The sequence below is a fragment of the Mesorhizobium sp. M1066 genome (assembly GCF_040318635.1).
In the GTDB taxonomy this organism is placed as follows: Bacteria; Pseudomonadota; Alphaproteobacteria; order Rhizobiales; family Rhizobiaceae; genus Mesorhizobium.
The window spans coordinates 99,694-126,480 of the sequence record NZ_JAMYMR010000015.1; the positions used below are offsets into that span (position 1 = coordinate 99,694).

The 26,787-nt window shown below is 62.0% G+C and carries 23 protein-coding genes; 16 read left to right on the plus strand and 7 right to left on the minus strand.

Annotation, left to right across the window (positions count from 1 at the left end):
• Nucleotides 1–12: 12 nt before the first annotated feature.
• From NKH52_RS19840 to NKH52_RS19870, 7 genes are all read left to right on the plus strand, one after another.
• Nucleotides 13–1,107, plus strand: coding sequence for an ABC transporter ATP-binding protein (locus NKH52_RS19840; RefSeq protein WP_127292328.1), 1,095 nt, complete (start codon nt 13–15; stop codon nt 1,105–1,107).
• Nucleotides 1,104–2,003, plus strand: coding sequence for an ABC transporter permease (locus NKH52_RS19845; protein WP_352732860.1), 900 nt, complete (start codon nt 1,104–1,106; stop codon nt 2,001–2,003). The genes NKH52_RS19840 and NKH52_RS19845 overlap by 4 nt, the downstream gene beginning before the upstream one ends.
• Nucleotides 2,000–2,788, plus strand: coding sequence for an ABC transporter permease (locus NKH52_RS19850; RefSeq protein ID WP_128303911.1), 789 nt, complete (start codon nt 2,000–2,002; stop codon nt 2,786–2,788). The genes NKH52_RS19845 and NKH52_RS19850 overlap by 4 nt, the downstream gene beginning before the upstream one ends.
• Before the next feature lie 104 nt (nt 2,789–2,892).
• On the plus strand, nt 2,893–3,924 hold the full coding sequence (locus NKH52_RS19855) for an extracellular solute-binding protein (protein ID WP_352732862.1): 1,032 nt from the start codon (nt 2,893–2,895) through the stop codon (nt 3,922–3,924).
• A 54-nt stretch (nt 3,925–3,978) separates the two neighbouring features.
• Nucleotides 3,979–5,589, plus strand: coding sequence for a GMC family oxidoreductase (locus NKH52_RS19860; protein ID WP_352732865.1), 1,611 nt, complete (start codon nt 3,979–3,981; stop codon nt 5,587–5,589).
• 93 nt (nt 5,590–5,682) lie between these two features.
• On the plus strand, nt 5,683–6,060 hold the full coding sequence (locus NKH52_RS19865) for a hypothetical protein (RefSeq protein ID WP_352732867.1): 378 nt from the start codon (nt 5,683–5,685) through the stop codon (nt 6,058–6,060).
• A gap of 176 nt (nt 6,061–6,236) precedes the next feature.
• On the plus strand, nt 6,237–7,364 hold the full coding sequence (locus NKH52_RS19870) for an NAD(P)/FAD-dependent oxidoreductase (RefSeq protein ID WP_352732869.1): 1,128 nt from the start codon (nt 6,237–6,239) through the stop codon (nt 7,362–7,364).
• On the opposite strand, the gene NKH52_RS19875 is transcribed toward NKH52_RS19870, so the two are convergent.
• The 6 genes from NKH52_RS19875 to NKH52_RS19900 all read right to left on the minus strand — a co-directional run bounded on the left by NKH52_RS19875 (nt 7,354) and on the right by NKH52_RS19900 (nt 13,772).
• Nucleotides 7,354–8,175, minus strand: a complete 822-nt coding sequence (locus tag NKH52_RS19875) for a carbohydrate ABC transporter permease (protein WP_352732871.1) — start codon at nt 8,173–8,175, stop codon at nt 7,354–7,356. The genes NKH52_RS19870 and NKH52_RS19875 overlap by 11 nt on opposite strands.
• Nucleotides 8,176–8,177: 2 nt before the next feature.
• Complete coding sequence (locus NKH52_RS19880; RefSeq protein WP_352732874.1) at nt 8,178–9,044, minus strand: carbohydrate ABC transporter permease; 867 nt, start codon at nt 9,042–9,044, stop codon at nt 8,178–8,180.
• Between the two features lie 55 nt (nt 9,045–9,099).
• Nucleotides 9,100–10,395, minus strand: a complete 1,296-nt coding sequence (locus NKH52_RS19885) for an extracellular solute-binding protein (protein ID WP_352732876.1) — start codon at nt 10,393–10,395, stop codon at nt 9,100–9,102.
• A gap of 80 nt (nt 10,396–10,475) precedes the next feature.
• Entirely contained in the window at nt 10,476–11,975 is a 1,500-nt protein-coding gene (locus NKH52_RS19890; protein WP_502908065.1) for a putative N-acetylmannosamine-6-phosphate 2-epimerase, read from the minus strand.
• Between the two features lie 131 nt (nt 11,976–12,106).
• Entirely contained in the window at nt 12,107–12,856 is a 750-nt protein-coding gene (locus NKH52_RS19895; RefSeq protein ID WP_127292389.1) for a GntR family transcriptional regulator, read from the minus strand.
• 130 nt (nt 12,857–12,986) lie between these two features.
• The gene (locus tag NKH52_RS19900; protein ID WP_352732910.1) at nt 12,987–13,772 is read right to left on the minus strand and encodes an IclR family transcriptional regulator; all 786 of its coding nucleotides are present in this window, start codon (nt 13,770–13,772) and stop codon (nt 12,987–12,989) included.
• A 130-nt stretch (nt 13,773–13,902) separates the two neighbouring features.
• Here NKH52_RS19900 and NKH52_RS19905 point away from each other — a divergent pair, with 130 nt between their 5' ends.
• The 8 genes from NKH52_RS19905 (at nt 13,903) to NKH52_RS19940 (ending at nt 24,085) form a co-directional block, all read left to right on the plus strand.
• On the plus strand, nt 13,903–14,970 hold the full coding sequence (locus tag NKH52_RS19905; RefSeq protein ID WP_352732882.1) for a succinylglutamate desuccinylase/aspartoacylase family protein: 1,068 nt from the start codon (nt 13,903–13,905) through the stop codon (nt 14,968–14,970).
• Nucleotides 14,960–15,898, plus strand: coding sequence for a threonine ammonia-lyase (locus NKH52_RS19910; protein WP_352732885.1), 939 nt, complete (start codon nt 14,960–14,962; stop codon nt 15,896–15,898). Before NKH52_RS19905 ends, NKH52_RS19910 begins: the two co-directional genes overlap by 11 nt.
• A 159-nt stretch (nt 15,899–16,057) precedes the next feature.
• Complete coding sequence (locus NKH52_RS19915) at nt 16,058–17,077, plus strand: sugar ABC transporter substrate-binding protein (protein WP_013530435.1); 1,020 nt, start codon at nt 16,058–16,060, stop codon at nt 17,075–17,077.
• A gap of 116 nt (nt 17,078–17,193) precedes the next feature.
• Entirely contained in the window at nt 17,194–19,737 is a 2,544-nt protein-coding gene (locus tag NKH52_RS19920) for an ATP-binding cassette domain-containing protein (protein WP_352732888.1), read from the plus strand.
• Between the two features lie 11 nt (nt 19,738–19,748).
• The gene (locus NKH52_RS19925; RefSeq protein WP_352732891.1) at nt 19,749–20,771 is read left to right on the plus strand and encodes a Gfo/Idh/MocA family protein; all 1,023 of its coding nucleotides are present in this window, start codon (nt 19,749–19,751) and stop codon (nt 20,769–20,771) included.
• Nucleotides 20,772–20,781: 10 nt separating this feature from the next.
• Nucleotides 20,782–21,756: an ABC transporter permease gene (locus tag NKH52_RS19930; RefSeq protein ID WP_023809451.1), complete on the plus strand. Its 975-nt coding sequence runs from the start codon at nt 20,782–20,784 to the stop codon at nt 21,754–21,756.
• On the plus strand, nt 21,753–22,559 hold the full coding sequence (locus tag NKH52_RS19935) for a creatininase family protein (protein ID WP_352732894.1): 807 nt from the start codon (nt 21,753–21,755) through the stop codon (nt 22,557–22,559). The genes NKH52_RS19930 and NKH52_RS19935 overlap by 4 nt, the downstream gene beginning before the upstream one ends.
• On the plus strand, nt 22,559–24,085 hold the full coding sequence (locus tag NKH52_RS19940) for an aldehyde dehydrogenase family protein (RefSeq protein ID WP_352732897.1): 1,527 nt from the start codon (nt 22,559–22,561) through the stop codon (nt 24,083–24,085). Before NKH52_RS19935 ends, NKH52_RS19940 begins: the two co-directional genes overlap by 1 nt.
• A 67-nt stretch (nt 24,086–24,152) precedes the next feature.
• On the opposite strand, the gene NKH52_RS19945 is transcribed toward NKH52_RS19940, so the two are convergent.
• Nucleotides 24,153–25,715 (minus strand): GMC family oxidoreductase, encoded by a 1,563-nt coding sequence (locus tag NKH52_RS19945; protein WP_352732900.1) that lies wholly within the window; start codon nt 25,713–25,715, stop codon nt 24,153–24,155.
• A 435-nt stretch (nt 25,716–26,150) separates the two neighbouring features.
• Here NKH52_RS19945 and NKH52_RS19950 point away from each other — a divergent pair, with 435 nt between their 5' ends.
• The gene (locus tag NKH52_RS19950; protein ID WP_127268257.1) at nt 26,151–26,669 is read left to right on the plus strand and encodes a YciE/YciF ferroxidase family protein; all 519 of its coding nucleotides are present in this window, start codon (nt 26,151–26,153) and stop codon (nt 26,667–26,669) included.
• Nucleotides 26,670–26,787 lie beyond the last annotated feature (118 nt).

The following is a 26,787-nucleotide window of genomic DNA, read 5'->3' on the forward strand; positions in this document are numbered from 1 at the left end:
GAGCGCCTGACCATGAATGACGAGGCCGGCCACGGCGCACCTCGAAAGGCCGTCGAGATCAAGGGCGTCTCCAAGGTGTTCGGCACCTATCAGGCGCTGAAGCCTGTTTCCTTCGACATCTACGACAACGAGTTCTTCACGCTGCTCGGCCCGAGCGGCTGCGGCAAGACCACCCTGCTGCGCATGATCGCCGGTTTCGAGCAGCCGACGGCGGGGCAGATTTTCCTGCACGGCTCGGACATACAGGGACTCCCCCCGCATAAGCGGCGGGTCAACACCGTCTTCCAGAGCTACGCCCTGTTTCCGCATATGAGCGTCGAACAGAACATCGGCTTCGGGCTCGAAAACCTCGGCTGGTCAAAGGACCGCCGCGATACGCGCGTCGCCGATATGCTTCGTCTCGTCCATATGGAGGCCTTTGCCGGGCGCAAGCCGCAGCAATTGTCGGGCGGCCAGCGCCAGCGCGTCGCGCTCGCCCGCGCCCTGGCGCCGGAACCGGAAGTGCTGCTGCTCGACGAACCGCTCTCGGCACTCGACCTGAAGCTGCGCCAGGCCATGCGCGACGAACTGCGCATCCTGCAGCGCAAGACCGGCATCACCTTCGTCTTCGTCACCCACGACCAGGAAGAAGCGCTCGACATGTCGGATCGCATCTGCGTTCTCGGCGATGGCGAGATCCAGCAGCTTGGCACACCCGCGGCGATCTACGAGGAGCCGTCGAACCGCTTCGTCGCCGATTTCATCGGCGAGACCAACTTCCTCGATGCTGACGTGATTGCCGTGGACGGCGAGCAGGCAACCGTGAAAACGCAGCTCGGCATGACCTTGACGGCCTCTCACAAGAAAGCGGTCGCCGGCCAGAAGGCCTTCATCTCGATACGTCCGGAGAAAATCAGCCTGCCCGCCCAGGACAACCCGATCGCTATCGACGGCACGATCATGAGCACCAACTACCTCGGCGGCTACACATACTATCTGATTGAAGCGGGCGGCACCAAGCTGCGCATCTCCAAGCGCAACAGCGTCAGCCGCGGCCAGATGTTCGAAATCGGGCAATCGGTAAAAGTTGGCTTTGCCGCCGAATCCGTGCGGATCCTCGGCGCATGAAGGCACCCACAAAAACTCCTGACTGGAATGTCCTCGGCCTGCTGCCGGCCCATCTCATCATGCTGCTGACGCTGATCATCCCGATCGGTATCATCATCGTGGTGTCGTTCTCGACGCGCGGACCTTACGGCGGGTTCGAATATGTGTTCACCACCGCGCCCTACAAGCAGCTGCTGTTCAACGAAGGCTGGACCGGCGAGCTGGAGTTCAATCCGCAATATCTCATCGTCGTTGCCAGGACGCTGGTCCTGTCGGCCGTGACAACATCGATCTGCCTGCTTCTGAGCTTCCCGGTCGCCTATTTCATCGCGCTGCAGCGGCCGGCGATCAAAGTGCTGCTGATCTATCTCGTCACGCTGCCATTCTGGGTTTCGATGATCGTGCGCGTCTATTCCTGGATCATCATCCTTGGCAAGGATGGTGTCGTCGAAAAGACCCTTCGCGGTCTCGGCCTCGTCGACAACATGGACTCGCTGCTGTTCGGCAACACCGCCATGCTGCTCGGTGTCGTCTACAGCTACATTCCGCTGATGATCCTGCCGATCTTCGCCTCGATCGAAAAGCTCGACCCTGCGCTTATCGAGGCGTCGCATGATCTCTATGGCAACCGCCTCACCACGTTGCGCCGCGTTATCCTGCCCCTCACCCGGCCCGGCATGATCGCCGGCGCGATCCTGGTGTTCGTTCCAAGCCTCGGCGCGGTCCTGGAGCCGACCCTGCTCGGCGGCGGCAAGACGATGATGATGGGCAATCTCATCCAGCTGCAGTTCGGTGGCGCCCGCAACTGGCCGCTCGGCGCCGCCATCGCCATCGTGCTGATGGCCGCGGTCATGGTCTTCCTGATTTTCCAGGGTCTGCGCTCGATGCGCACCGAAGGCCTGGAGCGTGCGGCATGAACGCGGACGATGATGTCAGGCGCTATCCGGGCTTCGGTCTCTTCAGCGCGATCTTCTTCGCCTATCTCTATTTGCCCATCGCCGTCGTGGTGTTCTACTCTTTCAATGCGAACCGGATCGTCTCCAATTGGGGCGGCTTCTCATTGCACTGGTACGCCACCGCTTTGTCCAACGCGAACCTGATGACGGCGGTGAAGACCTCCCTGCTCGTTGCCGCGGTCGCCACAGTCGCCTCGACGCTTGTCGCGTTGATGGCGGCATTGGTGCTGGTGCGCGGCCGCGATGTCCGGTTCCGCCGGATCTCCGAAGCGGTGGTGAACCTGCCGCTGCTCCTGCCCGAAATCGTCGTTGCTGTCGCCGTCCTGATCCTCTTCTCCGAGATCGGGCTCGCCAACGGAATGGTGAAGCTGATGATCGCCCACACCACCTTCTGCATCCCGTTCGCCTTCCTGCCGATACGCGCCCGCCTGCAGGGGATGGACCTCGATCTGGAGGAAGCGGCCCGCGATCTCTATGCCACCGGTTGGGTCGCCTTTCGTCGCGTCACGCTGCCGCTCATCCTGCCGGGTGTGTTCGCCGGCGCCATGCTCGCCTTCGTCATCTCGATGGATGATTTCATCACCAGCAACCTGTTGAATTCCGGCGGCGCCACCACGCTGCCGGTCTACATTTTCTCGCTGATCAAGCAGGGCGTGTCGCCGCAGCTCAACGCAATCTCGACCTTGATCATGATTGTCTCGGTGGTGCTGGCGACCGTGGCCTTCCTGCTTCAGCGACGGCAGTAGCAGCGGCGTAGTTTTTCCTAATCAAGGCATCGGGCAAATCGAATTTATCGAACCCGACCGTTTGTTATCGTCGCCCCTGGGAGAACAACAAACAGGGGAATGACATGACGACCAAAATTGCAGCGCTCGCCATGGCCGGTGCCATGAGCCTCGCCTTTAGCGTGCCCGCTCTCGCCGAGGGCAGCCTGGCCATCTACGCATGGGCGGATTCCATCTCGCCCGAGATGGTCACGAAATTCGAGAAGGAAACCGGCATAAAGGTCACGGTCGACGCCTTCTCATCCAATGAGGACCTGCTGACCAAGCTGCAGGCCGGCTCGTCGGGCTACGACATCGTCACGCCTTCGCAGCACTTCGTGAAGATCATGATCGATAGCGGGCTGCTCGAGGATTTCGGCGCCAGCTCGATGGCGGCCTACAGCCAAGTCCTGCCGGATTGGCAGAAACCGTGGTGGGATGCGACAGGCAATCATTCGATCCCGCTCGCCTTCGGCAATGCCGGCTACACCGTCAACCGCGACCTCTACAAAGGCCCGGTCGACAGCTGGAAGACCTATTTCGAGCCACCGGCGGAGCTGCGCGGCAAGATCGCCAGCCTGGCGCAGCCCGACGAAGTCATTCCGGCAGCGGAAAACTATCTCGGCATCAAATATTGCAGCGAAGACCCGCAGGAGATGAAGCGCGTGCTCGACCTCTTGCTGGCGCAGAAGCCATTCGTGGCGGCCTATTCCAGCGACAACATCGAAAACCGCATCGGCAGCGGCGAGGTTGCCGCCCATTTCTGGTGGGACGGCAACACCATGCGGCTTCGCCGCAACGACAAGGCCAATGTCGAATACGCGATGCCGAAAGAAGGTCTGGTTGGCTGGCTCGATTCCTATGTTGTGCCGAAGGGCGCGGCCAATATCGAAAACGCCAAGAAGTTCATCGATTTCATGGCCCAACTTGACAATGCGACGGCGCAGTACAACTATTACGGCCACTCCTCGCCGGTGAAGATCGACGAGAGCAAGGCGCTCTACAACAAGGAAAACGCCCCGGAACTGTTCCCGACCGTTCCCGTCAAGATGGGCCAGGCCTGCTCGCCGGCAGCGCAGGAACTCGTCACCAAGGTCTGGACGCAGCTTCTGCAGTGAGCCGCTCAGCCGGGGCGCGCGCCGCCCCGGCATCTGTTTTCAATGGGGCTGGCCATGCAGACCGAAAATCTTGACTATGATTACATCGTCATCGGCGCAGGCTCGGCCGGTTGCGTCCTTGCCAATCGCCTGAGCGCCAACCCGTCCCACAAAGTGTGCCTGATCGAAGCCGGCGGCAGCGACAGCGGCCTGCGGGTCAAGGTGCCTGCCGGCATCCTCTCGCTCTACGGCAATCCGAACTATGACTATTGCTATGTCGGCGTGCCTCAGCCCAACCTCAAGGGCCGTAGGATTCCGGTCAATCGCGGCAAGGCATTGGGCGGCTCCAGTTCGATCAACTCGATGGTCTACATCAGGGGCGCCGCGCAGGACTATGACGAGTGGTCGCGACTCGGCTGCGCAGGCTGGGCATTCAGCGACGTGCTTCCCGTCTTCAAGAAGCTCGAGCGCAACCTGCTTGGCCAAGACCTGCACTACCACGGTACAGGCGGGGAACTGCTGGTCGACAAGCCGCGCGATCCGAATGTGCTGTCGTCGATGTTCGTCAAGGCCGGCAACAATGCCGGTCTGCCGGCCAACAGCGACTTCAATGCCGAAAGCCAGTTCGGCCTCGGCATCTACAATGTCACCCAGGATCGCGGCCAGCGCTTCAGCAGTTTCACCGCCTTCATGCGCCCGGTGCTCGATCGCAAGAATCTCACAATCCTCAGCGAATGCGAAGTGATCGACCTCGATATAGCCCAGAGGCGCGCGACAGGGGTACGGGTGCGGCACAAGGGCGAGCAGAAGACGCTGTCGGCCCGCCGCGAAATCGTGCTTTCGGCCGGGGCCATCAATTCACCGAAGATCTTGCTGGCGTCCGGCATCGGCGCAGCCGCCGAGCTGCAGGCGATCGGCATAAAGCCGGTTGTCGATCTGCCGGGCGTGGGCAAGAACCTTCAGGACCATATCGACGGCATGATCACGGTCCGCTCCTCGAGCACGAAGACGCTCGGCCTGTCGCTGCCCAACTTGCCCCGCGTGCTGGCTGCGCCTTTCCGGTACTTTGCCGGTCGCAAGGGCATGCTCACCACCAACTATGTCGAAGCCGGCGGCTTTGCCCGGACGAAGTATGCGAACGGCATTCCCGACATCCAGTTCCACTTCGTGCCCGGCTATCGCAGCCATCGCGGCAGGCTGGTGGAGTACGGCCATGGCTACGCAATCCACACCTGCGTGCTCAGGCCCAAAAGCGTCGGCGAACTCAAACTGTCAGGCCAGGCATCGAAGCGGGATGTGCTGATCGATCATCGCTTCTTCTCGAACGACGAGGACGCCTGGGTGTTGGTCGAAGGCATCAAGATCGCGCGTCAAATCTTTGCCGCATCCGAGTTCGACCCGATCAGGGGGACGGAGATGCTGCCGGGCAAGGATGTTCGCAGCGATGACGAGATCCTCGCCTATTTGCGTGCCGAAGCGCTCACCGTCTATCATCCGGTGGGGACGTGCAAGATGGGGACCGACGCGATGGCCGTCGTCGACCCGGCAACGCTCAAGGTGCGCGGCATCGGTGGCTTGCGGGTCGCGGATGCGTCCGTGATGCCGAAGCTGATCGGCGGCAACACCAATGCCCCCAGCATGATGATCGGGCAGCGGGCAGCGGAGATGATCCTGGGCCGGGGATAATTTCCGTAGCGCAACTCCAGGTAAGGCATGCAGCGGCCTTCCGTCAGTAGCTGCGCCAAAACAATGAGTTGGAACGGTTCAGTGAATCAAATATTGAACCGCTACCTTTTGCAGCTGGGCTGCCACGGGCACGCGCCATCGAATTCAAGCGGCTTGATCGTCCCGCTCATCCGCCTCGCCGTTGATCTCGCGCAGCAGCCTTTCGATGTCGGCCTTCGCGAACCGCTGTCGAAACCGACGGTCGAAGGTCGTGAAGATGCCGACGAAGGAGTTGGCGCAGTGCTCCAGCATCGTGTCCGCCTCCTGCGCGGAGATGCCGAGTTGCCCTTGCAGAAAGACGATGAACTTTCGCCGTGCGTCCGGATTTTGAAGCACGACCTTGGCAAGGCCGCCGAGATCGCGGTCGGCATCAATGCAACGGGACGTAAACAAATTGCGCTGCGTGCGCCACACAACGCAAGTTTGAACTGAACCCATCAGCCGATGAACGGCATCGGTCTGGACATCTCGTTCTATTTGCTCGGCGATGGAGTGACATGTCATGCTTGTGGTGACATCTCATACTGGCGGTGCCTTCGGTGGGTCCGCAATTCTGGTGAGGCCTGCTTGCACGTCCTGCATTGTTCCCTAGGGTCTGGCGACTGACGATGGAGGTCCCCGACGAGAAAGTCGATTGCATCGTCATCGGCGCCGGCGTCGTCGGCCTGGCGATTGCGCGGCAGCTGGCGCTCGATGGACGCGAAGTTCTTGTCGTGGAGGCCGAGGACAGCCCCGGGCTGGGCACGTCGAGCCGCAACAGCGAGGTCATCCATGCCGGCATCTACTATCCGAAAGGCAGCCTGAAAGCGCAGCTATGCGTCGAAGGAAAGAACGCGCTTTACCGCTATTGCGAAGCGCGCGGGATTCCGCACAAACGCATCGGCAAGCTGATCGTCGCCGCCAGCGACGCGGAATTGCCGATTCTGGAGGGGATCCGGACCAAGGCTGCGGACAATGGTGTTGCGGACCTGGAGATGCTCAGCCGCTCGGATGTGGAACGCCTTGAGCCTGAACTGGACGTTGCCGGCGCGCTTTTGTCCCCAAGCACGGGGATCGTCGACAGCCGCGCGCTGATGCTGGGGCTACAGGGCGATGCCGAGAATGCCGGTGCCACCTTTGCGTTTCGCGCGCCGGTTCTCGGCGGCAGCGTCGACGAAACGGGCTGCGAGCTCCAGTTTGGCGGCGATATGGAAGGCTATAGGATCGCCGCAAATCTGGTCATCAATGCGGCCGGATTGTCAGCCCATCTCGTTGCCCGAAGCCTCGCGGGCGGGCATGGCGGCAAAATCCCAGATGTCACCTACGTCAAAGGCAATTACTTTGCGCTTGGACGCCGCCCGTCCTTCAACCATCTTGTTTATCCGGTTCCGGAACCAGGCGGCCTCGGAGTTCACCTGACGCTGGATATGGGCGGATCAGTTCGTTTCGGGCCGGACGTCGAGCCTGTCGATGAGGTCGGCTACGCGGTCGACCCAACTCGGGCCACACCATTTTACGCGGCCATCCGACGCTATTGGCCGGGGCTGAGGGACGGGGAACTGGAGCCGAGCTATTGCGGGCTGCGGCCTAAAACGAACGGGTTGCAGTTCGGCGATTTCGACATTCTGGCAGATCCGTCCGGACGGCTGATCAGTCTTTTCGGGATCGAGTCACCTGGCCTGACAAGTGCGCTCGCCCTGTCGGAGAGGGTTGTCCAACTTGTCAGAAAGACGAACTCGTCTTGCTTTAGCCTTTGACCGCTCCAGCGGTCATGGATCCTGATATCTGCCGATACATCACCAGACCCAGCAAGGCCGGCGGCAAGGCGCCCAGCATCATGACGGCGGAAGCGGTTCCCCATTTTACGCCGCCGCCGCTCGCGGCGAAGAAGAAGGACGCGCCGACCGTCATCGGTACGGCACGGCTGGTTGTCAGCATGAGGCCGAAGAGGAACTCGTTCCAGGCAGTGATGAAGCCGAAGATGAAAGTTGTGACGAGCGCCGGTCGGATGACGGGCCGGACGATCATCATCATCACCTGCAAGGAACTTGCGCCATCGACTTTCGCCGCCTCGTCGAGTTCGACCGGTACATCTGAAATCGCGTTCACCAGGATGACGAGCGCAAGAGGCGCGTTGACGATGGTCAGGATGAGCCCGAGCCCGATCCGCGTATCGAGCAGGCCCAGCCACTGGTACATCATGTAGAGCGGGATCGCGAAGATGATCAGCGGTACGGCGCGAAGGTTGATGACGATCGGCAGGACCAAGCGCTTTCCCGCCTCGCTACGCGCGATCGCATAGGCAGCCGGGAACGCGAGCGCGATCGCAAGGCCGGTTCCAATCAGCGCCGCCACGGTGCTGTTCAGCAGGTAGGCATAGATGTTGAAGCGGCTGGTCTGCGTCAGGACCTCCAGATAGTTGTCGAGCGTCGGCTGGCTGATCCACAAACCGGGGTTCGTCGAAAGCTCGCGCTGGCTTTTGAGCGATGTGATCAGCGTCACGATAATGGGGAAATTCATCGCCAGCACGGCGATGGCAAAAACGACCCAGCGCAGTGCCCTGACCATCGTCAACGCTTCCTGCGGCCGGCAAGCCGGTTAAGGCCGTGGAGAACGATGAACGAAGCCAGGAACAGCACAACCGAAGCGGCGACTGCCTTGCCGATAGCCCCTTCCTTGAAGAAGGCCTGGTAGATGTAGATCGACAAGGACGTCGTTGAACCGCCAGCGCCACTGCCGGTCAGTGCGTAGACATTGTCGAACACCCTGAAACCGTCGATGAAACGGATAAAAAACGCGATGACGAGCGTCGGCTTCATCAACGGCAGGTCGATCCAGCGGACAATCTCAAACGGTGATGCGCCATCGAGCGAGGAGGCTTCGCGCACGTCGAGCGGTATGGCCGAATAGGCCATGTAGAAGAGCAGGAAGGCGAAAGGCGTCCATTGCAGCGTCTCCACGACGACAAGGGTGCGGAAGGCATTGTCGATGTCGAGGAAGGCCGGGCTGTCGCCGAACCATTCGAAGAGATAGTAGGGGACGGGGCCCGCGAATTCATGCAGCACCAGCCGGTACATGAGACCGACCATGGCCGGCGCGACCATCAGCGGCAGCATCAACGGCGCCATCAGGACTGGACGCTTGCTCAGAAGCGGCGCCAGGAAGATGGCAAGGAAAAGGCCGATCAGACATTCCGCCGATGCGGTAAGAATACCGAAGCGCAGAGAGAACCAGGCCGAGCTCCAGAATTCGCGGTCGTTCAACACCGCGACATAGTTACCGAAACCGCTCAACACCGGACTGCGCAACGTTTCGAATGTGACGGTCGAAACGGAATAGATCAGATTGACGATCGCCGGAAAGCCGAGGAACAGAAGCAGGAAGCCGACCAGCGGCGTCAGATACATCCTGCCTTCGGCACGTGTCACAAGGGCCATGTCGATCCGCCAAACGCGCCGGACGCCGGGCCTCGACCCGGCGTCCGGCCAATGATCATTTCTTGAGGAGGTCCTGCATGCCCGCCTTGGTGTGGGCGAGCGCATCCTCGAGGCTCTGCTGGCCGGACCAGTAGCCGGTGAACTCCTTTGCCTGCAGCTCATAGACCGGGAGCGCACTCGCGGACGTCGCCCCGGTCATGACATAGCCGTACTTGCTGGCGAATTCGCCGAGCTTGACGAGGTCGGGACGTTCCTTCGCAACCTTGCCGACGACATCGGGAGACAATGCCGGCGAACCGCCGCTGCGTGCATAGAGCAAGGCCGCATCCTCTGTGGCGAGCCACTTCAGGAACTTGACGGCGCCTTCCTTGTTCTTGGCGTTCTTGTTGAGGCCCAAACCAAGGCCGTGGATATGATCGGCGCGTCCGTCGGGACCTGCCGGCGGCGCGACGATCCCGGTCACCTCGGCGACGGCCGGGGATTTTTCGGTGCTGGTCAGATCCGCCGCCGCGGCGTTCCACTGGAGCGCTGTCGCGGCCTGACCGGATGCGAAGGCCGCGTTGGTTTCCGCATATTCGTAGCTCAGCGAATCTTTGGGCGAAGAACCGGCATCATAGAGCTTCTTGTAGAGTTCGAGGCCGGTCTTGTAGGCATCGGAATCCACCGTGACATTGCCGTCCTTGTCCATCCAGTCGCCGCCGTAGGAGCGCGGCAGCGACTGGAAGACCATCATGTTGAACAGCAGGTTCTTCATCTGCAGGACCGTGCCGTAGCGCACCGGGCTGTCCGGGTTCACCTGCTTGGTGAAATAGAGGGCGGTGGCCGCCCAGTCGTCCCAGGTCCAGCTGTCCGGGTCTTTCGGCTGCAGCGGCTTGCCGAGATATTTCTGGGCGATTTCACCATAGGTCTTCCTGGCGGCGTCATCCCTGATCAAGGCGTCGATGAGATCCTTGCGGTAGTACATGAAGTGCAACGAAAGATCTGTCGGCACGCCGTATTGCATGCCGTCGAACTGCATCGTCTTGAGAACGGATTCGCCGAAAACCTTGGCCGCGTCCGCGCCAAGATCGACCGGCTCCATATAGGGCGCGTAGCGACCGAGCGAGTAGGTGGCGACGAGGTTCACGTCGAAGGCACTGGATCCGGCCGCCATGTCGGCCTGCAGCTTGTCGTAAAAGCCTTCGCGGTTGAAGAACAGCAGCTCCACCTTGTCGGCATCACTGGCCTGCTTGTTGTAGGTTTCCACGGTTGCCCGCAGTGCGGTTTCCTCGGAGCCGCCAGGCCAGCCGAGCACGGTCACGGTTGCGTTGGCAGAGGTCGGCAAAGCCGTCCCCGCAAGGAGGGTGGCCATAAGCGCAAAAGACGTCCTGCTCAATTTCATGATCGTTCCCTTCTTTTTTGATGATTTGCATGACATGACTGGGCGCGCCGTTACCTTGCCCATTCGGCAAGATCGGCAACACCGATGACGCCGGCGTGGCCTCCGAGCTTCGCCGCTACGAGATCGGGGGAAAGGCGCGGCGGGACCTCGCTCAGATGTGCGCGCACCCGGTCGAGATAGCCTTCTGCAAGACCGATGCTGCCGCCGATGACGATCAATTTGGGATCGAACATCATCTGAATGTCCCGGCACAGCGCCGCGACCCGCGAGGCGCTTCGCGAGACGATGGCGCCGGCCCAGTCCTCGCCCTTCAGCGCGCGTCCGAACACATCGGCGGCGTCAGCCTTGGAACCGGCCTTGAGGGCCTCCGAAGCGATCCAGCGGCCGGAGGTGCTGTCTTCGAGCGGAGCCCGGTCTTCAGACAGACCACGGATCAGACCGAAGTGACCGGCTAGACCGGACAGCAATCGGCCGTTGCAAACGATGCCGCCGCCAATTCCAGTCGAGATGGTCAGAAAGACGATGTCGCGACCTTGCCCGGCGCCGAATTTGTATTCGCCCCAGGCAGCTGCCTGGGCATCGTTGACCGCACAGACCGGCTTACCGAAAACAGAGGACGCCCTTTCGACCAGCGGGTAGTCATCGGGAATGCCAAGCGTCGCCGGATTCAACGCCGACCAGCGTCCATCCTCTACCAATCCGGTCACCGCAATGCCGATACGACTGAAGCGGCTCGACCAGGCCGACGTGCTTTGCGCCAGGGATGCAAGCCAGGCGTCGGGTCCAGCCTCTCGCGCGGTCGGCACGATCATGTCCTCGATCACCTTGCCGCCGCTGACCAGCGCGGCCATGGTCTTGGTTCCCCCGATGTCGATGCCCAGAACGGTTGAGCCCCGGACGGTTGGGCCCAGGACAGTTGGGCCAAGGACGGTTTGCACGCCCCGCGCCGCATAGGCGTCGGAAAGCGCCTGATGGAACCATGAGGTGACGTGCTCGGTACGGGTGATCGCCGAGCCGACAACCACGGCACAGGCGCCGGCGCGCGCGGCGGCAGCCGCCTGCTCAGGCGACCGGATACGCCCTTCGGCGATGACGTAGGGGGTCAGGGTTCGGATTTGAGCGACGAGGGCGATGTCCGGATCCTCCGGCTCCGGCCCGCCGACATAGCCGGAAAGCGTCGTGCCCACGAAATCGACACCCGCGGCAAGGGCCCGGCGCGCATCGTCAAGGCAGGAGCAATCGGCCATGGTCAGCTTGTTCCTGGCCTTGACGGCTTTCACAAGCGCTTCGACAGGAACGGGACGGACACGGTCCGTCGCATCGAAAGCGATGATATCGGCGCCCGCCTCTGCTAGGGCCTCGACATCGGCCAGATAGGGTGTGATGCGCACCGGGCTGTCGGTGAGATCCCGCTTGACGATACCGATGATCGGCACGCGCACGGCCAGGCGTGCGGCCGCGACATAGGGCACGGATTCGATGCGCAGGGCCTTGGCTCCGGCTTCAACAGCGGCCTTGGCAAAGCCTGTCACGAATTGCGCACTATCCATCGGGCCGCCGGGAACCGGCTGGCAGGACACGATGAGACTGTTGGCGATGTCTTCCCGCTGCACGTCGGCACTCCCCTGTCGCCATCACGATAGATGGAAAATACCAGATTACAACCAGTTCATAACTGGTATTACCTTTGCAGCTCGAAGACGAAATCGTAGACGTCGCCCTTGTATCGTGTCTCGCAGTATTCGACGATTTGTCCGTCGGCGAGAAAGCAGCGGCGCTCGGTCATCAGCAGCGGTGCGCCCGGCTCGCAATGAAGATGTTTCGCATCCTCCAACGACGCGCCGCGCGAGCGCATGCGCTGGACTGCCCTCTGAGGCAGGAAGCCGCGTGCATCAAGCGCTTCATAAAGGGAATCCTGAACCATCTCGGGCGAAGGAAGGAAGCGAACCGGCACGGCCGAGACCTCGACGGCGATCGGCGCGCCATCGGCCGTCCGCACACGACGCATGCGAACTACATTGGTATTGCCTGCAATACCCAAGGCCATCATTTCGGCTGGGGATGGGCGGCTTATCTGCTTGGAAAGCCATAGACATCCAGGCTTCAGGCCGCGCGCCAGAATGTCCTCCGAAAAGCTCGTCAGCGTCGAAAGCGATTTCTCGACCCGCGACCCGATCTCGGTTTTGGAACCATGCCGGCGATTGAGTTGCCCTTCCTCTTCGAGCAACGCCAGGGCCTTTCTTACGGTGACACGTGAGATCGACAGAGCTTCCGCCAGAATCCGCTCGCCTGGCAGAACCGCGCCGGCCTTCAATGCATTGGAACGGATCGCCGCCTCGATCGCCGATTTCAACCGCCGGTAAAGGGGCACATCGGACGCTGTCGCATCCATTTCCCGACTGACAAGCCCGATCAGGTTCACGGTTGTCATTGCCTTTCCTCCCGCGCGAGAAGCACCCAGGATCAAAACATTCCCGACTGGACCTATACTGGTATTATCAAACCGGTGCAAACGGCCCGTGAACGGTGCTTCGTCCGCGCCCTCAGCGCAGTAAGATCCCTCAGCGAACCCGCGGTGAGAGCTTCATGGAGATGCGATCACAGGCAGCACGCAGGACCTCCAGAGTATAGGCATGGCGGCTTTCACGCGTATGGCGATTGATATAGGCGACGATAATGGAGGCGACGGCGCTGCCGTCCGGTCCGATGACCGGACAGCAGATATCGGTGATGCCGACGAAGTCGCGGCTTTCGCGCATCCAGTAGCCGTCCGCGCGGATGATCCCAAGCTGCTTTTCCAGCGCGTCACGATCCAGCGGCGCCGGGGAGTGCGCCTCACTTTCATCGAGCATCCGCGCCGCGACCTTTGGCGGCTGGAAGGCAAGTATCACATGGCCGGAGGTCGCGTCGGTGGCCAGGCGGCCGTATCCAAGGCGAAGCGTGAACGCCATGTCCTCGCCGCCGGGAACGGCCGCGGTTACGACGGTCAAGCCGTGATTGAAGACGACCAGGTGCGGCGACTGATTTGAGTCCCCCGCAATCCGCGTCAGTTCGGGCATGGCGGCGGACATGAGATCCTGAGCGCTCGGCGTGTGCAGCCCCAGCTTGAAAAGCTTGTCGGTCAACGAATAGGCGTCGGTCTCGGCGTTGCGCTCGATGTATTGACGTTCCTGCAGCGCGATCAGCATTCGGAATATCTCATTCTTCGAACGGCCGAGGCCTTCCGCGATCTCCTTCATCGTCAAGGGTGCCCGCGCTTCCGCCAGCAGTTCCAGAACATCCAGGCCCTTGCTCAGCGCCGGGGCCGAATAGGTCGGTTTGCCACTCTCTTTTGCGTCATCTGACATTCGAAGAATCCCCGGTGGTCCGCGCACGATAGAGATAAGAAATCGGAATTGCCATTGGTTTTATATCCAAACTTGACACCATATATAAAACTGACATGATTGCCGGGACAATGAATTCGAGGCCGACCCGATGACCGTACCGAGACTTGCAAACACTGTGCGCGCAACCATCGCTCCCCGGAACAACAGTGTTTACACGTCGGTCGATTTCGATCGCGAGGGCAAGCAGATCGGCTTCTTCCATGTGCCCCAATCGCCGCACGACGATGCCTGGGGCACGGTCCGCGTTCCGCTCGCCGTCATCAAGAACGGAGACGGTCCGACGGTCCTGATCGAGGGCGGCAACCACGGCGATGAATATGAGGGGCCGATCGCGCTCGGCGAGCTTCTGCGCGAGATCGATCCACGGGATATTGCCGGTCGCATCATTGCGATTCCGGCCATCAACATTCGGGCTGTCGAGGCCGGCACCCGCACCTCCCCGGTCGACGGGTTGAATTTCAATCGCAGTTTTCCGGGCGATTTCAACGGCACGCTGACAAGCCAGATCGCGGCTTACGTGCATGACATCCTGTTTCCGATGGCCGACTACTTCCTGGATCTCCATTCCGGCGGTTCGTCCCTGATGATCTTGCCGAGCGCGATCATTGAGCCATCCCCGACCGCGCAAGGGCTTCGCAAGAACATCAGGGCGACGCTCGCCTTCGGGGCGCCGACCGTTGTCATGGTCGACAATCTCGGTGAAACCCGGACTTCGACCGCGTCCGCCAACCACCAGGGGCTGATCGTTATCGGCAGTGAGATGGCCGGCGGCGGCCTTGTCAGTCCGGATGCGCTGGCCATCTGCCGCAGGGGCATCCGCAATGTGCTGAAACATGCAGGCGTCCTGAAGGGCGCGCCTGACATTGCCCCTGGCGCCAACGCACGCGTGCTCAAGGTGCCCGGAAGCGAAGGCTATCTGCTGTCCGAGGAGGACGGTGTCTTCGAACCTTTGAGCCCGCTCGGCAGTGCCGTCAGCAAGGGCGACCTTGCCGGACGCATTCACTTCCTCCACACGCCGTCACGCGCGCCCATCGATCTCCTTCACCCCATCGACGGCATCGTTTTCGCCAAGCGTCAGCCCGGCCGCGTGCGTCCGGGGAATTGCTGCTTCGTGCTTGCCAACGAATATCCGGAGGCACTGACCGATGAGCCATGAGGACATCATTGCGGCTGCCCGGCGCATTGCCCCCTTCATACGGCGCACCCCGGTCGTCAAGCTCGACCATGCCACGGGCGCAAACCTCCAAAATGATGTCTATCTGAAACTCGAATGCCTCCAGGTGAGCGGCTCCTTCAAGATCCGGGGTGCCACGAACCGGGTGAAAACGCTCGAGCCGAGCCGGATCGAAAACGGACTGGTCGCCGCATCCGGCGGCAATCACGGCCTGGCCACCGCCTATGTGGCTGCCCGAGCCGGCGTTCCCGCCACCATTTACCTGCCGAACAATGCAAGCCCGCTGAAGGCGGAAAAGCTGCGCAAATGGGGCGCTGACGTTCGCTTCGCAGGCAATGTCTGGGATGAAGCGCATGAGGCGGCATCGGCCGAGGCAAAAGCGCGCGGCGCCTTCTACATGCATCCCTTCGCCGATGCGCAGATCGTGTCCGGCCAGGGAACCGTGGCGCTGGAGATGGTCGAACAGATTCCCGATGCGGACAACTACATCGTCGCGATCGGCGGTGGCGGCCTTATCAGCGGCATGTCCGAAGTCCTGAAGCACGTCAAACCCGAAGCCAGGATCATTGGTGTCGAGCCGACCGGTTCACCGACCCTTCATGCCTCCCTGGCTGCCGGCCGAGTCGTTCGCTTGCCCGAGATAACGACGAAGGTGGCGACCATGGCCTGCGGCCGCACGGACGAAAGCATCTACGAGATCGTCGCCAAGCACGTCGACGACATCGTCCTTGTCGGCGATGCGGACATGCAGAAGGCCGCTGAATTGCTCTGGTTCGAATTCGGCATTGCCGCCGACCTCAGTGGGGCGGCATCGCTGGCCGCGTTGACGAGCGGAGCTTTCAAGCCACCGCGCGGCGCCCGTATCGCCGGGCTTGTCTGCGGCGCCGGTGTCGAAGGCCTGAATGGCTGAGGTTGAACAAGGCCGGTCCACGCAGGACGCGGCCCTGACATGGATACGGCACGAGTGCCGCGGAATACCGCCGGAATGCCTGTCGCTGGGACGGTCGTCGTGCGGGACATGAAAAAGAGGCGAAGAATCGCCCTGTCGCAACAAGAGGAGAACTGAAACATGCGCATTTCCCTGAAAGCATCCATTGCCCTGCTCGCACTCGCCATCGCAACGCCCTCGCTTGCCGCGGAAAAGGTTCTTGGGCTTGCGGCAATCGACCTGCAGAATTCCTTCTTTGTCCGCATGAAGGAAGCGGGCGACGTGGCTGCCGCCGACTATGGGGTGAAATCCACCTGGCAGAGCGCCGAGGGCAGTCTGGAAAAACAGGTCAGCATCATCGAGAATTTCATCAATCAGGGCGTCAGCGCGATCCTGATCGATCCGATCGACAAGAATGCGGTCATTCCGGTCATCCAGAAAGCCACCGCCGCCGGCATTCCGGTGATCACCATGGGCAACAAGGTCGAGGCCGGCTCGAACTATTCGACGCTCTATCCGGACTACGACAACATGTCGATGGTTGCCCGCGCGCTCGGCAAGTCGCTTGGCGGCAAGGGCGAAGTCGCTCTGCTTGTCGGTTCGCGTGGCAACTTCGTGTCCGACACGCGCGAAAAAGGCTTTGTCGAAACCCTGAAAAAGGAGTTTCCGGACATCAAGGTGGTCGGGATCGAGCCGACCGGCTGGGACGCAGCCAAGGCAACCAATGCCGCCCAGACATGGCTCACCACCTATCCGGATCTGAAGGCCATCGGCTGCATCTCCGACAGCCTTTGCCTGGCAGCCGATTCCGTTGCCAGCTCGATGGGAACCCAGTTGCTCTACGGCGGCTATGACGGCGACGCCGAGATGAAGCCACTGATCGACGACGGCAAGATGGTGATGGACGTGCTGACCGGCGCCTATCGTGTCGGCTACTGGAACATCGCCGTTGCCGCTCGCCTGGCCAACGGCGAAAAGCTGCCGCAGGATCTCTACATGCCGACCTATTTCGTGACCTCGGATGCGACGGCGGCGAAGCTCAAGGCGGATGGCCTCACCTTCGAATACATCAATACCGACAAGGAGGCGGTGGAAGCCAAGAACTATACCGAGCAACTCGGTCCCAAGGTTCCGGCGACCGCCATGACCCTGGCAAAGTAACAGCCTAAAGCGGCTCAAGCGCCGGATGACATATCATCCGGCGTCCCCTTTTCCTGACGATCGCCATCGCCGCTTCCGTGGTGACCGCGCATGATGCTCGATAAGAGGACCAACCCATGTTCCAGTCCTGGACCTCTCCGTTACTGCGGCGCAACGAACCGGTCCTCATCGCGGTGCTGCTGGTCGCCATCGCCGTCTTCGGCTGGATCGATCCGCGTTTTCTGTCGACCGGCAATCTTGTCAGCATCGCGCAGCAGAGTGCGGTCATCGCCCTCATCTCTTTTGCCATGACGGCCGTGATCATCGCGCGCGGCATTGATATTTCCGTCGGCAGCAATCTTGCCTGTTCCGGCATCGCCGCGGGCCTTGCCTACACGGCAACCGGCTCGGCGAGCTTGAGCCTTCTCGCCGCGATCGGTGGCGGTGCCGCAATCGGTCTGCTCAATGGAGCGCTGATCGGCTTTGCCGGCATCTCCCCATTCATCGCAACGCTCGCCACCATGGCGTTTGCGCGCGGCCTGGCGCTCAGTCTCTCCGGCGCATCCAGCATCGCGGTCGCCGATCCGGTCCTGCTTTTCGCGGGACGCGAGACGATCGGCCTCCTGCCGGTCTCCGTCATCATCGCCGCCATCTGCCTGGGCCTCTGGTGGTTCGTGCTCAATCGCACAGTGTACGGGCGCTGGATCTATGCGGTCGGCGGCAATGCGGGAGCAGCGCGGGCCTCACTGGTTCCCGTCGACCTCGTGCGCATCTCCGTCTACCTGATTGCCGGCGCAACGGCCGGGCTCGGCGCGATACTCACCATCGGCCGCCTTGGTTCGGCACAGCCGCTTGCCGGCACCGGCCTCGAATTTACAGCCATCACAGCCGCCATCATCGGCGGCACGAAACTGTCCGGCGGCCAGGGCTCCATCTGGGGAACGGCGATCGGGGCGCTGCTGCTGGGCGTCATCAACACCGGCCTGTCCTTCCTGCAGGTACCGCAGATCCTGATCTATTTCGTGACCGCGAGCCTCATTCTGGTGGCCGTTCTCACCAGCCAGCCGGAGAGTGTCGCCGCCCTGTTCAAAACCAGTGGCCGCAAGTCCACCCCGTCGCCCCGCAACACCGCCGCAACACCGGTCGGCAAACACAGCATCGCCTTGCGCGGGCTTGGCAAGTCTTTTCCGGGCGTCAAGGCACTCGACGGTGTCAGCTTTGCCGTCTCGGCCGGCGAGGTGGTAGGACTTGCCGGCGAGAACGGGGCCGGAAAATCGACGCTGGTGAAGTGCATTTCCGGTCTGCATCGCCCGGACGAGGGTGAGATCGTCATCGACGGCAACGCCGTCCAGTTCCACTCCCCCAGCGACGCCAAGGGCATCAGCGTCATCCATCAGCATTTCAGCCTTTCGCCGGACCTGACGGTGGCGGAGAATCTCTTCATCGGCCGCGAACCGCGTACCCGCCTGGGATTTCTCGACCGGGCCCGGATGCGGCGCGATGCGAAATCTATCATGGACGAGCTGTCGCTCGATATCGACATTGGCGCGGAGCTGCGAACGCTTTCCGTCGGGCACCGGCAGATGGTGGAAATTGCCCGTGCCGTTCTGTCCGATGCCTGGTTCTTCATCATGGACGAGCCGACCAGCGCGCTCTCCAACCGCGAGCGCGACCAACTCTACGACCTGATCGACAGGCTGAGAGCTCGCGGCGCCGGCATCCTCTACATCTCCCACAAGATGGAAGAGATCTTCAGCCAGTGCGACCGCGTCGTCGTTCTGCGTGACGGACGCTTCATCGGCGAGCGCCAGACGAGCCAGACCAGCGAGGCCGAGATCGTCTCCATGATGGTCGGGCGCGATGTCGGCGACATCTTCCCCTATCTCGAAGCGCAAGTTGGCGAAACCGCGGTCGAGATCAGCAACATCTCCGATGGCAAGCTCTTGAAGTCTGCGACGCTCAGCGTGTGCAGGGGCGAAATCGTCGCGCTCGCCGGCCTGATGGGCAGCGGCCGCTCCGAAGTGCTCAGGCTGATTGCCGGTCTCGAGACCATGCATGGCGGCACGCTCAGAATTTTCGGCGGGCAGCAGACCGGCGGCGACACCAAGGCCGCCAATCGCGCCGGCATCGTCTACATACCGGAAGATCGGCACCTGGAAGGCTTCGTCGGCACAATGTCGATCAGGGATAACCTGTCCCTCGCCTGGATACGCGACAACAGTCACTTCGGCCTGCTGAGACCTCGCCGCATCTTGGCTCTCGCGCGCGATCTCATCGGCTCACTCGGCGTGCGGCCGGCCCAGCCCGACAAGATGACCATCGAGCTTTCGGGCGGCAATCAGCAGAAGGTCGTCATCGGCAAATGGCTGGCCACCAAGCCGAAAATCATCCTGCTCGACGAGCCGACACGCGGCGTCGACGTCGGCGCAAAATCCGAACTCCATCACCTGATCGCAAGATTGAAGGCCGAGGGCGCGGCGATCCTCATGGTGTCGAGCGAGTTGCCCGAGGTTCTCGGCGTTGCCGATCGCATCGTCGTCATGCGCGAAGGCCACTCTGTCGGCACGCTGGCTCGTGGGGCGACGGAAGAAGACGTGATGACGCTGGCTTTCGGTGATCGCACGATCACACCACCAGCCTGCTCACCCCGGCCAGCATCCAACCTTGCACCATGCCTGTGAGGAGAAACCCTTTGAGCAAGTTGAAGATCGCCATCGTCGGTGCCGGCTACATGGGCCTCCTGCATGCGCAGGTGGTTGCCACTAGCCCTGTCGCGGAACTGTCGGCATTCGTTGATCCGAATCCTGCCCCGGGAAGCAAGGCCGCGTCCGATTTCGGTGCCCGGCATTTCCGCGATGCCGCCACCGCGCTGGCCGCCAATGCCGCCGACGCCTACATAGTGGCGGCACCCGACACGCTGCATGAAGACGTCTGCCGCACGCTGCTCGATGCCGGCAAGCCGGTGCTGCTCGAAAAACCGATGGCTCATGATCTTTCCGCTGCCAAGGCGATTGCTAGAGCGGCGGAGAGAAACGGCGCGCGCCTGTTGGTCGGCCACATCTTGCGGTTCGACCCGCGCTATTGCGAAGCCGCGGCAGCGGTGAAGTCCGGGCGGATCGGCGAGCCGATCCACGGCAGCAGCGGCCGTTTCACCAATCGCGAAGTCGGTCTTCGCATGAACGGAAATTCGAGCGTCTGCTTCTACCTCGGCGTGCATGACGTGGATGCGCTGCAATGGATCTCGGGTTCGGACATCATCGCCGTCTACTCCCGCCCGGTCGCCAAGCTCATGCCTTCGCTCGGAGTTCGATCCGAAGACGCGATCTTCTCCACCGTCGAACTGTCGAACGGAATGAGCGGACAGCTCTACTTCGGCTGGACGCTGCCACCGACCGTTCCGACCGGCATCTGGGCACGCACGGAAATCATCGGCACTGAAGGCATGATCGACCTCGACGTGCGCGACCATGGTCTGCGCATCCTGTCGCGGGGACAGTGGTCGCAACCCGACGCCCTGCACTGGCCGACCGTCAATGGCCGTATCACCGGGGATCTCTTCGAGGAGGTCCACCATTTCATTTCGGCGGTTCGCGACGACACCCCTTTCGTGATGCCGGTCGGCGACGCCCTGCGCGCCGTCGCCGTCAATGATGCCATCCTGCGCAGCGTCAAATCAGGCCTGCGCGAACCGGTCGAAGATTGGCACATTCGATGAGAGGATCCTCATGACCCGCCAACAGAACATCTGGTGCAGGCGCTTTCTCGACCTCTCGCCGTTGATCCTGCTGGTCATCCTGCTGGCGATCTTCGCGCTCATCGACGCCCGCATCGTTTCAACCGCCAGCCTGATCAACATCGTCGCCCAGGCGACCCCGATCGCCATCCTGGCGCTTGGGGCTCTGATCGTTCTGCTGACGGCGGGCATCGACCTGTCCGCCGGCGTCGGCGTCGCCTTCTGCGCCGTCTTCATCGCCAGCCTGATCGACGGCGGCGCCGGCCTGCCGCTTGCCCTGCTTGTCGGCTTTGCCGTGATGGTGGTGATCGGCCTCGCGAACGGCGCCGTTATCGCACTGTTGAAAATACCGCCCTTCGTGACGACACTGGCCACAATGGTCGCGCTGCAGGGCGCAACGCTTGCCGTTGCCTCCAAAGGCGTCCTGATGCTGAAGGATCCGACGCTTCGCGCGGTCGGCATTGAGCGCAGCTTTGGCATTCCCAATGTCATCTTCGCAACGCTCCTGATCGTTGCCGTAGCAGCAATCCTGATGCGGCACAGCCGTTTCGGGCTGCGGACCTATGCGCTCGGGTCGGATGCCGGAGCCGCGGAACTTGCCGGCATCCCGGTGACGAAACACACGATCCTCGTCTATTGCGCCTCCAGCATCTTCGTCTTCCTGACGGCCGTGATCATGATCAGCCGGGTGCCTGTCGTGACGCCCAATATCGGCGGTACCTCGCTGCTTCTGGACGCGATCGCCGCTGCCGTGCTTGGCGGCACCAGTATCTTCGGCGGACGGGGAACGGTGTGGGGGGCGGTCGTCGGCGCCCTGATCGTCAGTCTGCTGACGACTGCGCTTCGGGTGTTCGGCACGGATCCTTCCAGCCTCGAACTCTACAAGGGTGCAATCATCATGGTCGCTCTCCTGGCCGATTCCGGCATGACCTACGCCAAGGCGCGGCTCGTCGAGGCAGCACGATGAGCGAGCCAGTTCCGGCCTTGCCGATCCCGCCCAGGTCCAGCTTTGCGCTGATGACCTCGCCGGATACGGAAAGACACGCGACAGCCGGCGTGCATAAACCCGTCGTCATTCTGCCGCTCGGCGCTGTCGAGCAACATGGCCCGCATCTGCCTCTCGGCGTCGATTGCTGGCTTGCGGAAGCAGTCGCTCTCGCCGCGGCGGAAGGACAGGCTTCCATGCGTGTCGCCGAACCTTTCGCCTATGGCTCGTCCGAGCATCATCGCTCCTTCTCCGGCACGATGAGCCTCAGTCCGCGGACCTTCATCGCCGTGCTCGTCGATCTCTGCACCTGCCTTGCCGAAGACGGCTTCCTGCCGGTCATGCTGAACGGCCATGGCGGAAACCGCGCCGCGATCCAGGTGGCGATCACCACCCTTGGCCAGCGTGGCATCGTCACCGCGGGTTTCTCGTATTTCGATCTCATCGCCGATGTGGCGGCGCAGGCCCTGCCCGACATCGCCACCGGCACCGGTCACGCTTGCGCGCTTGAAACCTCGTTGATGATGCATGTGCTTGGCGACAGCGTTCGCCGCGATCTCATCCCGCCGGGCGGCACCCCGCCATCCTGGCCGGATCCTCACCTTTACGCCGCGCCGGTCGTCACCGTCTGGCGCCGTTTCGAAGCCATCCGCGACAACGGCGTCATCGGCACGCCATCGCAGGCGAGCGCTTCGGCCGGCAGCAGACTTTTCATCGCAGCCGTGGAACGCAGCCGCGCCGCCATTTTGAACATCCAATCCGAATTCGGCCAAAGGAACGCATGATGACAGTCCATTTCAAATCTTCTCTCGAAGGCCCCAACCTGCGTGGCATGGCGATCGTCTCGGAGCCCGAAGCAGCCGCCCGCATCGGCATCAACCGCATCGGCGGCGAGTGGATTGCCGGCAGCTCGGGCAAATTCCTGAAAATCGACAGTCCTTCGACGGGCGAGCATCTCGGCTATCTCTCCCTTTCCACCCGCGCCGATGTCGGTCGCGCGGTGAAAGCCGCCGAAGGCGCACGCGAGACCATGCGCAAGATGGGAACCTTCGCGCGCGCTCAGCTGTGCATGCGCATCGCCGACGCGATCGACAGGCGCGCCGAGGAGCTTGCGCGCCTGCTCTGCCTGGAACAGGGTAAGCCCTTCCACAGCGAGGCAAAGGCCGAAGCATCGGCGGCAGCTCTGGGTTTCCGCAATGCGGCAGAGCAGATGAAGTGGCTGGAGACGGCGGCGTTTCCGCTTGCCGATGCCAACAAGCGCGCCTTCAGTTTCCTGCAGCCGAAGGGCGTCTTTGCCATCATCACACCCTGGAATTTCCCGCTCGCCCTGCCCTGCCTCTATTATCTCGGACCGGCCATCGCAACGGGCAACACCGTCGTCTGGGTGCCCGCGCCGACGACGTCGCTGATTGCCACGGCACTTGTCGAATGCTTCATCGAGGCGGGCCTGCCGGACGGCGTTATCAATCTCGTTCTGGGTGACGGTGCGGAGGTGGGCGACGAGGCGGTCGTTCATCCGGGCACCCATGCCATCGGCTTCACCGGCAGTTCCGCCACCGGCGCGACGATCGCCCGGCGTGGCGCGGGCAAGCCGCTTCTGCTCGAAATGGGCGGCAACGGTCCGACCATCGTGCTCGCCGATGCCGATATCGATATGGCTGCCGCCCAGGTGGGGGCCGGCTGCTTTGCCAATGCCGGGCAGATCTGCACGGCCACCGAACGCGTGCTGGTGCATAAATCCGTCCATGACCGTTTCATCGAAGGTCTCGTGAAAGCGGCCGCGAAGGTGAAAATGGGCGACCCTTTCGATCCCGCGACGACGATGGGGCCGGTCAACAATGCGGTGGCCGTCGACAAGGTGCTCAGCCACATCGCGGACGCCCGCTCACGTGGCGCCGAGATCGTCACCGGCGGCAATGTGGCGTCGGGTTTTGCCACCAATCTCTATTTCGAGCCGTCGATCGTCACGGGACTGACCCGGGAAAGCCTGCTCAATGTCGAGGAATCCTTCGGGCCGATCGCACCCGTGCTGACCTTCGAGACCGACGAGGAGGCGATGGAACTTGCGGCGTCCAGCCCCTACGGCCTGTCGGCCGCGGTCTTCACCAGCACCATCAAGAACGCCTTTGCCTTTGCTGAAAGCCTGAGGGTCGGCATCGTCAACATCAACGAGATGAGTTGCTATTGGGAGCCGCACATCCCTGCCGGCGGCGCCGCCGGGACGCAGAGCGGCATCGGTCGCACCGGTGGGCGGCACACGCTGATGGAAATGTGCGACCTGAAGACGATTACGGTGGATGTCACTCGCTGACATTCAAGGCCCGCGCCTTTGTGCGCGGGCCTGCCCTCGCGACCGTATGCCGTTCGGCAGCGACCTGTCAGATGGACCGGCGCAGGCTGTCGGCCATTTTCTCGCCAATCATGATCGAGGTGAGATTGGTGTTTGCCTGGCAATCGAGCGGCATGATCGACGCATCGATAACCCGCAGTCCTTCCAAACCGTAGACCCGGCATTCCGGATCGACCACGGCCTCGCCGGGCCTTCCCATGCAACAGCCTCCGATCCCATGCTGCGCATCGGAAGACTGCGCCAGCAGGAAATTGTCGACCTCCTCGTCGCTTGCCGTTTCGAGCCATGACAAAGGCAGATCGGAATCCCCCAGCAGGACGCGCTCGGCGATCGCCTGGATCGGCGCCTGCCGGGCAATCTCGCCAAGGTGGCGATAGGCGATACGCATGCGCTGGAGATCCATTGGATCGTCCAGCATGTTCTCTTCCACGATCGGCTGGTCGAAAGGGTTGGCGGAACGCAGTTGCACGGTGCCGCGGCTCTTGGCCTCCATCAGGATCAGATTGACCATGGCCTCGCCGAACTGGGCGCTGTCGGACTCCACGCCGATACCGCCATGGTTCATGGCGACGTAGAGAATGTCGTCGCGCTCAGCGCCCGGCACGCCCGAACTCATCCGCACACAGCAGTTGGTATGCCGCGCGTCGACATCGGTCGCCTTGAATTCCGGCTTCAGCTTCAGTTCGATGCGGCAATAAGGATGGTCGAAGAAACCTTCGCCGACCGGCAGGTCGGCAAGCACCTCGATGTCCTTTCGATTCAAGAGAGCCGCCGGACCGATGCCCGAGCGCTGCAGGATGACCGGAGAGTGGATGGCCCCGGCCGAGACGATGACCAGCGGCGTCTCGAATTTGCGAACCTGACCGGCCAAGATGGCCAAAACGCCGATCGCTTTCTTGCCATCGAAAAGCACCTTGTCCACCGTCGCCTGCCCGATGATGGTGAGGTTCGGCCGGTCGCGGGCAGCTTCCAGATAGCCGTCATTGACCGACACGCGCTTGCCGGCTCGACTGTTGATGGGATAGGTGCAAGCCCCTTCGGCATCCGGAGCATTGAGATCGTCATGCCAGGGATGGCCGAGAGCCATCGCGCTTTGGCGCATGGCCTTGTCGACGCTTCCCCAGCTTTCGACAGGCGCGCGGTAGATCGGAATCGGGCCGCCGCTGCCGTGAAAATTGGCCGCGATCGGGTCATCCTCCAAGCGGCAGAAGAAGGGCAGCACGTCGGCTCCCGACCAGCCCTTGCATCCGATTTCCTCCCAGCGGTCGAATGCATGGAGCACGCCGCGAATGGCAATCTGGCCATTGACGGCCGTCGAACCGCCAAGCCCCTTGCCGCGCCAGTAGACCCGGTGTTCCTGCCGCTTGGTGCGGCGAGCCATCAGGTCGGGATACATGTATTGTTGCTGAAAATGATCGGGAAGCAGCAGGTTGAAGGGATTTGGACTAGCCATCTCGGCAGGTTGCTCGCCGCTCCGGTAGTCCGGCCCCGCTTCCAGCAAAAGCACGTTCGTGGCCGCATCTTCGGTGAGTCGGGCGGCAAGAACAGCCCCGGCTGCGCCGGCTCCGACAACGATGACATCAAACGGCATGCCGTACTCCCCGGATCCGACCAATGCACGGCTGGCTCGACCGCGACATCATGTTGATTTCATTTGTGCACGATCATCTGCTGGCATTCAGGCTCAGTGATGTAAGCCGGAACCAACCACCTTAGCCGCGTTGCACGACTGCAAGATCATCATGATTTGTTTTATATGTAAATATGATTTCGTATATGAACCCATCGGAAGGGTTTCTTTTCACCATCTGCTCCATATGGCGCGACCCCGGTGCTCTCCGTCCCCTGCCGGCGGTTCTCACACCGTCATCATCCATCGCCTTTTGACAGCGATCGGCTTTCGACAAAAGCGGTGTTTGGCGTGCGGCCCTTCCGAGTGGCGCCCAGGGAACAACTGCTTCCATGGAAAGTTAGTCCATGGCTACACCGCCGGTGAGCTTTCACGACAATCCAAGGGAGACAAATCATGGCGACTGCAAAAAGAGCGACGACAAAGGGACTGGAGGCTTTGTTCCTCGATGGGCTGAAGGACATTTACTACGCTGAAAAGAAGATACTCAAAGCCTTGCCGAAGATGGCAAAGGGCGCCGAATCCGAAGAGGTGGCCGCGGCCTTTGAGAAACATCGCATGGAAACCGAAGGCCAGGTCGATCGGCTCGAGCAAGTGTTCGAACTTATGGACAAACCGGCCCGCGGCAAGACCTGTCCGGCGATCGACGGCATTCTTGAGGAAGGGTCGGAAATTCTCGACGAATACAAGGGTGACCCAGCGCTGGATGCAGGGCTGGTCGGCGCGGCACAGGCCGTCGAGCACTATGAAATCGCGCGCTATGGCACGTTGGTCGCGTGGGCTGAACAGCTTGGCAAGAGCGACGTGGTCAAGCTCCTCAACGAGACATTGAAAGAGGAGGTCGCGACGGACGAAGCGCTTTCCGGGCTGGGCGAAGGCGGTGTCAATGAGCGCGCCCTGCAGCAAGCTGCCTGACTGGGTGTCCTTACCGGGCGTGGGGGGGGGGGGGGGGGCCCGCGGGCGGGGGCGGGGCGCGCGGGGGCCGCGGGTGAGGGGAGGGACAGGAGGAGAAACACACACCCCAGAGAGGGGG